The following is a 7183-nucleotide window of genomic DNA, read 5'->3' on the forward strand; positions in this document are numbered from 1 at the left end:
CTCCTGCCCCCGCCCACGCGCCCCGTGCCGAGGGCCGGGGCGCACGGCTCTCGCGGTTCCTCAGCCGTGACACGACCGGCGGACTGCTGCTGCTCGCGGCGACCGTGCTCGCGCTCGTCCTGGCGAACAGCCCGGCCGGCTCGTTCTACTCGGCCGTGCGCGACGTGTCGTTCGGCCCCGAGGCGCTGCACCTGAACCTCAGCATGGGCAGCTGGGCGGCCGACGGGCTCCTCGCGATCTTCTTCTTCGTGGTCGGCCTCGAGCTGAAGCAGGAGTTCGTCGCCGGCTCGCTGCGCGACCCCCGGGTCGCCGTGCTGCCCATCACCGCGGCGGTCGGCGGGGTCGCCCTGCCGGCGCTGCTCTTCACGCTGATCAACCTCGGAGCCGGCCCCGACGCGCTCCAGGGGTGGGCGATCCCGGCCGCGACCGACATCGCGTTCGCCGTCGCCGTGATCGCCGTCGTCGGCAAGCGGCTGCCCCCGGCCCTGCGCACGTTTCTGTTGACCCTCGCCGTCGTCGACGACCTGATCGCGATCACGATCATCGCGGTGTTCTACACGGCGGGCATCGCCTTCGTCCCCCTGCTGCTGGCGCTGCTGCCGCTCGCCGCGTTCGCCGTGCTCGTCCGTCGTGGCGTGCGGGCGTGGTGGCTGCTGATCCCGCTGGGCGTCCTCGCCTGGGCCCTCGTGCACGCCTCGGGGGTGCACGCCACGATCGCGGGCGTGCTGCTCGGCCTGCTCGTGCCCGCGGTGGCGACGGCCCGGGCCGGCGTCACGCACGTCGGACCCGACGGCCACGAGGTGCGGCACCCGCTGACCCACCACTTCGCCGAGCGCTGGAGCCCGGTCTCGTCGGGCGTGGCAGTGCCCGTCTTCGCGTTCTTCTCGGCAGGCGTGACGGTCGGCGGGTTCGACGGGCTGGTCGAGTCGCTGAGCGACAGCGTCGCGATCGGCATCGTCGTGGCGCTCGTGCTCGGCAAGTCGATCGGCATCACCGGGGCGTCCCTGCTCGTGACGCGACTGCCCGGCATCCGGCTCGATCCGAGCCTGCGCTGGGGCGACGTGCTCGGGCTGTCGTTCGTGGCCGGCATCGGGTTCACCGTGTCGCTCCTGGTCGGCGAACTCGCCTACGGGGCCGGCAGCGAGCAAAACGACGTGGTCAAGGTCGGCGTCCTCGTCGGCTCGCTTCTTTCGGCCCTGGTCGGCGGGGCGATCCTGGCCGTGCGCGGCCGGGCCCGGGACCGCCTCGACGCCTGACGGTCCGCCGACCCGCGCCTCCTGCGGTCGCGTGCCTCGGTCACGGCGGCGCAGGAGGCGCGGGTCAGCTCGCGGGACGCGTCGCGACGATCGCCTCCGCGGCCGCGACCAGCAGGCCCTTCAGGCTGTCCTCATATGTGTTGCTGGTCCTGACCTGCAGCCACGAGCCGTCGGTCAGCACGTTGACGTAGCAACCGCTGCCCTCGTCGTGGATGCAGACGTACTCGGCCTTCTCGGCACCTGCCACGGTGACCGGTGACCGCTCGAGATGCGACATCGAATCCACCGCATCGACGGCCCAGCCGCTACCCGCGGAGAGCGTCACCGTGACGTCGCCGACCTCCGAGATCGGTGCGTCCTCGACGTACGGAAGGGTCCAACGGCATTGCACGGTGCGATCGGAGGCCCGGACGATGCCGCTCGGGTACTCGTTTTGTGGCTCCTCCGGGCCCTCGAGGCGAGGGGAACCCATGATCTGGCCCAGAGGAACGGCCGGGCTCAGCGCTGCGCAATCGCCGACCCGGGCCCACGACGAGTCCGGTCGGGTCCACGAGGGGGCCGGTGAGAGACCGTCGAGCCGCGACACCAGGCTCGTCAGAGCCGCGGTGGTGTTCGCGGCGCGCGTCTCGACCGACACGGTCCCGGACGTGGCGTCGACGTCCGACGTCCTGAACTCGATCCACCAGATGCCCGACACGACGGTCGCCTGGCAACCCTGCTCGGTGCAGGTCATGGCCGAGGCGTCACCGGCTTCGGTGCGCCGGGCGCCACCGGCCACGAGGTCGTCGACGGCAGTGAGTCCGGCCTCGCGTCCACTCGCCACCGAGAGGTCCACGCGGGAGTACGGCTGCTCGGTGGAACCCCACTCGCAGCCCAGCACGCCGTACTCGGACAGGCTCGCGTCCGTCGGCAGCAGCAGGTCGGCCCGTCCCTGCAGGGGCGACGGGATGAACAGGTCCATCCGCACGCCGCTCGCGAGCGTCGCGCAGTCGATGGGCAGGGCGGGCACCGGTGCGACCACCGGCGCCACCGTCGGCGTCGGCCGCGGCGTCGCCGTCGGCCGGACCGTCGGCGTCGGGGTGGGCGTGCTCGTCGGCGTGGACGGTGCCGACGCCTGGAACGGCGAGGGCAGCATGCCGAGCGCCAGCGCTCCCGAGCCGCCGCCGATCGCCAGCAGGGCGGCCAGGCCGAGGCCGAGGCCGAGGTTCCGGTTGCGCTTTCGGCGCGGGGACTCCGTGGTGCGTTCGAGGACGTTCTGCTTCATCGTGACGAGCATGCGGTTCAGCTCGTCTCCGGTGGGGGGCTCAGAGTTCATCGTTCATCACCGCCTTCTTCTTCAGTCGCGATCGGGTGCGCGACACGCGTTGGGTGACGGCGCCGATGCTCAGGCCGACCTGGGCGGCGGCCTCGCCGTAGGGGCGCCCCTCGATGAGGCAGAGCTCGACGATCTGCCGGTCGACCGGGCCGAGGGCGTCGATCTCGTCGCGGACCCAGCGCAGCCGGTCGCGCGCCTCCTCGCCGTGGTCCGGGGCGACGAGGTCGTCGGGCAGTTCGTCGGTGGCGGCGCGGGCCTGCTTGCGGCGCAGGTTGGCGGCGTGGTTGCGGCAGACGACCAGCAACCAGGGCAGCAGCGAGTCCTCGGGCAGGTCGATCTGGTCGACCTTCTTCCAGAGGGTCACGAACGTGTCCTGCACGATCTCCTCGACGTCCATCCGGGTGGCGGCCAGCGCCCACGCGTAGCGGGTCACCGTCGCGGCGTGCCGGTCGAACAAGGCCGACAGTGCCCGTTGGTCACCCCCGACCGTGCGTCTGACGAGCTCGTCGTCGCCTTCCGTGTCGTGATCCACGTCCACCCCCTTCACTAGAGGAGTGTCGCGGAACCGGCGAACCTGACACGGGACCCCCGACGGATCGGCGGGCGGCGCGTCCCGACGGCACGGGACCCGGCCACCCGGGGTCGGTACGGTGTCCGCATGACCCCGACCCGCGCCTCCGTCCTGTTCGTCTGCCAGAAGAACGGGGGCAAGTCGCAGATGGCCGCCGGGCTGATGCGTGACCTCGCCGGCGACGAGGTCACGGTCGTGTCGGCCGGCACGACGCCCGGCACCGACCTCAACGCGCAGTCGGTCGAGTCGCTCGCCGAGCTCGGCATCGACCTCGGCGACGAGCACCCCAAGGCCCTCACCGAGCAGATGGTGCGCGACGCCGACGTGGTCGTCGTCCTCGGTCGGGAGGCGCGGGTCGACGAGGTCCCCGGCACCCGCTTCGAGACCTGGATCACCGACGAACCGTCCGAGCGGGGCGTCGAGGGCATGGAGCGCATGCGCCTCGTCCGCGACGACATCCGCGCCCGCGTCGCCGACCTGCACGCCCGCCTCTGACGCCGGGACGAACGAACGGAGGCGGTGGTGACCTCTCAACGTCACCACCGCCTCCCGGGCCGCCGCTGCCACGGCCACGGCCCACCCGCTCCGACCTCCACCGTGAACCGGGGGCCGGGGCGGGAGTCGGACCGGCTACCCCTTGACGCCGCCGGCGCTCAGGCCGGACTGCCAGAAGCGCTGGAGGAACAGGAACGCCACGACCAGCGGCAGGATCGACACGAACGACCCGGTCAGCACGGTCGAGAACAGCACCTGGGCGCCGCCGCCGCCGGTGGCCGCCTGCTGCCACTGCGCCAGGCCGACCGTCGCCGGGAACAGCGACGGGTCGTTCAGCATGATCAACGGCAGGAAGTAGTTGTTCCAGGTCGAGACCAGGGCGAACAGCAACACCGTGACGATGCCCGGTGCGAGCAGCCGGGACGCGATCGTCAGGAAGATCCGCAGTTCGCCGGCCCCGTCGATGCGGGCCGCCTCGAGCAGGCTGTCGTCGACCGCCTCGCTCGCGTAGACGCGCATCAGGTAGACGCCGAACGGGCTGACCAGCGACGGCAGGATGATCGCCCACGGGGTGTCGACGAGGTTCGCCGCGCTGAACAGCAGGTAGGTCGGGATCGCCAGCGCCGTCAGCGGCACCATGACCGCCCCGAGGATCAGCCCGAAGACGAACGACCTGCCCTTGAAGACGTACTTGGCCAGCGAGTAGCCGCACATCGTGGCGAGCACCGCCGCACCGACCGAGCTGACCACGGCGTAGAGCACCGTGTTGCCCATCCACTGCACGAAGATGCCGTCCTGGAACGTGAACAGCTGCGCCAGGTTGTCGCCCAGGGCGAAGGTGCGGCCGAAGGCCAGGCCGAACGTCGAGAAGATGTCGCCGTTGGTCTTCGTCGCCTGGATCGCCAACCAGACCAGCGGCAGCAGGAAGTACGCCAGCGTGATCCAGAGGATCACGGTGAGGATCGGCGTCTTGCGCTTGGACCGCTCGACGCGGCGTCGCGGGCGGCGATTGCCCGCGCCTCCGGAGCCCTCGAGGCGGCGGACGGGACGGTCGACGGACGTGGCCCCGGCGGTGTCGACGGGGGCGGGTGCGATCGTCACGACAGTCGCTCCTTGCGTGAGGTGGCGAGCTGCACCACGTAGCTGATGATCATGATGAGGAACCCGAGCAGGAACGCGATGGCCGCGGCGTAGTTGACGTCCTGGTTCTTGAACGCGACGTTGTACGCGTAGAGGTTCGGGGTGAAGTCCGACCCGATCGCGTTGGGCGCGATGCTGTAGAGCAGGTTGGGCTCGTTGAAGAGCTGGAACGACCCGATCACCGAGAAGATCACGGTCAGCAGGATCGCCGAGCGGATCGCCGGGATCTTGATGCTCCACGCCACCCGCCAGGGCCCGGCGCCGTCGATCTCGGCGGCCTCGTACATCTCGGTCGGCACGCTGCGCAGGGCGGCGTACAGCACGATCATGTTGTAGCCGATGAACTCCCAGCTGACGATGTTCATCGTGCTGCCGAGCACGTTCTGCGGCGACAGCAGGTCGGGCGGCGTGAGGCCGACTCCGCTGATCACCTGGGCGATCAGGCCGGACTCGCGGCCGTAGAGGTAGCCCCACATCAGCGTCGCGACGACGCCGGGCACGGCGTACGGCACGAAGATCGCGAGGCGGACGAACTTGCTGCCGGCCACCCGGCCGGTGTCGAGGGCGAGGGCGACGAACAGGGCGATCACGAGCATGATCGGCACCTGCACGAAGAGGAACAGCGCGACCCGCCCGAGGCCGGCCCAGAAGCTCGGGTCGTTCAGTGCGCGGCTGTAGTTGGCGAGGCCCGAGAAGACCTGCCCGCCGACGAGCTGCGAGGTGAAGGTGCTCAGGTAGCCCGCGTAGCCGAGCGGCACGAGGAACATCGCCGCGAAGACGAGCAGGAACGGGATCGCCAGGGCCCAGGCCGCGACGAGCTGCGGTCGGTGCAGCGAGCTCGTGCGCCGCGGGGTGGCGGGCTGACGGGACGAGGAGGCGCGGGTCGCGTCTCGACGAGGGGTGACGGAGGTGGACATGGGGCTCCTTGCCGGGCCGAGGGGGTGCCGCCCGAGGGCGGGCGGCACCCCGTGAGCGCTACTTGACGGTGAAGCCCTGCTGCTTCGCGTAGGCGGTGACGTCGTCCTGCCACGCCGTGAGGGCGGCGGAGAGGTCGGAGTGGTCGGCGATCGCCTTGCCGAGCGTGTCGTTGAAGCTCGAGTAGACGTAGTCCATGAACGGCAGCCACTGGAAGTCGGTGCTGACCGTGTCCGAGACGCCGGCGAAGAGCTCGTTGACCTTCTGGCCGCCGTAGAAGTCCGAGGCGGTGTCGGTGAAGTCGCTGCTCGAGAGGGTGTCGGTCGTCGTCGGGAACAGGAACTGCTCGTTCGCGAAGGCGAGGGTCGCCTCGGGGTCGCTGTTCAGGAACTTGCTGAACTCGGCCGCGGCGATCGGGTTCTGCGTGCCCGTGATGACGGCGTCGCTCGATCCGCCCCAGTTGCCCGAGACGTCCTCACCGGCCTTCCACTGCGGGATCTTCGCGGCGGTCCACTTGCCGCTCGTGTTCGCGGCCGTGCCCTGCAGGAAGACGGGGCCCCAGGCGGCGGTCTGCCAGCTGGCGTACTTGCCCGACGAGAAGCCCTGGTACCAGGCGTCGTTGAAGTCGGCGTCGGTCGAGACGAGGTCCTTGTCGATCAGGTCCTGCCAGAACGTGACGACCTTCTGCGTCTCGGTCGAGTCGAGGTCGATGCCGACGGTCTTGTCGCCGTCGTACGAGAACGGCTTGGCGCCGGCCTGCCAGAACAGCCCGACGATCTGGCCGGGGTCGTTGCCGGGCAGGTTCGAGATGTACGAGTCGGTCTTGTCCTTGATCGTCTGCGCGTCGGTCGCGAAGTCGGCCCAGGTCTCGGGCGCCTCGGTCAGCCCCGCCTGCTCGTAGATGTCCGAGCGGTAGAGGTTGCCGAGCGGGCCCGAGTCCTGCGGTACGGACCAGACGCCGGTGTCGTCCGCGACCTGGTTCCAGACCCACGGGACGTACTTCGACTCGAGGTCCGCGCCTCCGTAGGGGGTCAGGTCGACGAGGCTGCCGGTCTGGCGGAAGGACGGGATGTACTGGTACTCGATCTGGGCGACGTCGGGTGCGCCCTTGCCGGCCTTCAGCGCCGTCCGCAGCTTCGGGTACTGCGCGGTGCCGGTGCCCACGTTGACGACGTCGACCTTGATCTTCGGGTACTTGGCCTCGAACAGGTCGACCTCCTTCTGGACGTCGGGCACCCAGGTCCAGAAGGTGAGGGTCGTGTCGGTGTCCATGGCCTTGTCGATGTCGGCCTGCGAGACGGGCGCGGTGTCGCCACCACCACCCGCGCCTCCGCCGGACGGGGCGCAGCCGGTCAGCACGAACGCCGACACGACGGCGAGTGACACGAGCGCCTTTGCTGTGGTCTTTCTCTTCATGGTGGTTCTTCCTCGAGGGGGTGGGGGAGTGGTGCAGGGGATCGGGTGGTGCAGGGGGGACGTGGTGCGGGTCGG

Annotated in this window: 7 protein-coding genes; 2 read left to right on the plus strand and 5 right to left on the minus strand. The window is 70.4% G+C overall.

Annotated elements, in window-relative coordinates:
* Positions 1 to 1256 (plus strand): Na+/H+ antiporter NhaA (gene nhaA / locus ARTHRO9V_RS15625; RefSeq protein WP_370516217.1); only part of this gene is annotated, 1256 nt, incomplete at its 5' end.
* A gap of 64 nt (positions 1257 to 1320) precedes the next feature.
* Here nhaA and ARTHRO9V_RS15935 read toward each other — a convergent pair.
* Together ARTHRO9V_RS15935 and ARTHRO9V_RS15635 are read right to left on the minus strand one after the other, a co-directional pair.
* Complete coding sequence (locus ARTHRO9V_RS15935) at positions 1321 to 2571, minus strand: hypothetical protein (RefSeq protein WP_305038410.1); 1251 nt, start codon at positions 2569 to 2571, stop codon at positions 1321 to 1323.
* Positions 2561 to 3103, minus strand: a complete 543-nt coding sequence (locus ARTHRO9V_RS15635; protein WP_082460151.1) for an RNA polymerase sigma factor — start codon at positions 3101 to 3103, stop codon at positions 2561 to 2563. The genes ARTHRO9V_RS15935 and ARTHRO9V_RS15635 overlap by 11 nt, the downstream gene beginning before the upstream one ends.
* Before the next feature lie 126 nt (positions 3104 to 3229).
* On the opposite strand from ARTHRO9V_RS15635, the gene ARTHRO9V_RS15640 reads away from it, so the two are divergent.
* Complete coding sequence (locus ARTHRO9V_RS15640) at positions 3230 to 3637, plus strand: low molecular weight phosphatase family protein (RefSeq protein WP_123571378.1); 408 nt, start codon at positions 3230 to 3232, stop codon at positions 3635 to 3637.
* Positions 3638 to 3772: 135 nt separating this feature from the next.
* On the opposite strand, the gene ARTHRO9V_RS15645 is transcribed toward ARTHRO9V_RS15640, so the two are convergent.
* Genes ARTHRO9V_RS15645 through ARTHRO9V_RS15655 form a run of 3 tightly spaced genes read right to left on the minus strand, consistent with a single transcriptional unit; the run spans position 3773 to position 7108 of the window.
* A complete protein-coding gene (locus tag ARTHRO9V_RS15645; RefSeq protein ID WP_082460077.1) occupies positions 3773 to 4738 on the minus strand; it encodes a carbohydrate ABC transporter permease in 966 nt (321 codons plus the stop codon).
* The gene (locus ARTHRO9V_RS15650) at positions 4735 to 5694 is read right to left on the minus strand and encodes a carbohydrate ABC transporter permease (protein WP_056043881.1); all 960 of its coding nucleotides are present in this window, start codon (positions 5692 to 5694) and stop codon (positions 4735 to 4737) included. Before ARTHRO9V_RS15650 ends, ARTHRO9V_RS15645 begins: the two co-directional genes overlap by 4 nt.
* Positions 5695 to 5752: 58 nt before the next feature.
* Positions 5753 to 7108, minus strand: coding sequence for an ABC transporter substrate-binding protein (locus ARTHRO9V_RS15655; protein ID WP_159829069.1), 1356 nt, complete (start codon positions 7106 to 7108; stop codon positions 5753 to 5755).
* Positions 7109 to 7183: the final 75 nt, after the last annotated feature.

The sequence above is a fragment of the Frigoribacterium sp. 9N genome, assembly GCF_902506305.1.
GTDB lineage: Bacteria > Actinomycetota > Actinomycetes > Actinomycetales > Microbacteriaceae > Frigoribacterium.

Coding starts and splice junctions, on each gene's coding strand:
- ARTHRO9V_RS15935 (WP_305038410.1), bottom strand. CDS start 2,571: ATGAACTCTGAGCCCCCCACCGGAGACGAGCTGAACCGCATGCTCGTC.
- ARTHRO9V_RS15640 (WP_123571378.1), top strand. CDS start 3,230: ATGACCCCGACCCGCGCCTCCGTCCTGTTCGTCTGCCAGAAGAACGGG.
- ARTHRO9V_RS15650 (WP_056043881.1), bottom strand. CDS start 5,694: ATGTCCACCTCCGTCACCCCTCGTCGAGACGCGACCCGCGCCTCCTCG.
- ARTHRO9V_RS15655 (WP_159829069.1), bottom strand. CDS start 7,108: ATGAAGAGAAAGACCACAGCAAAGGCGCTCGTGTCACTCGCCGTCGTG.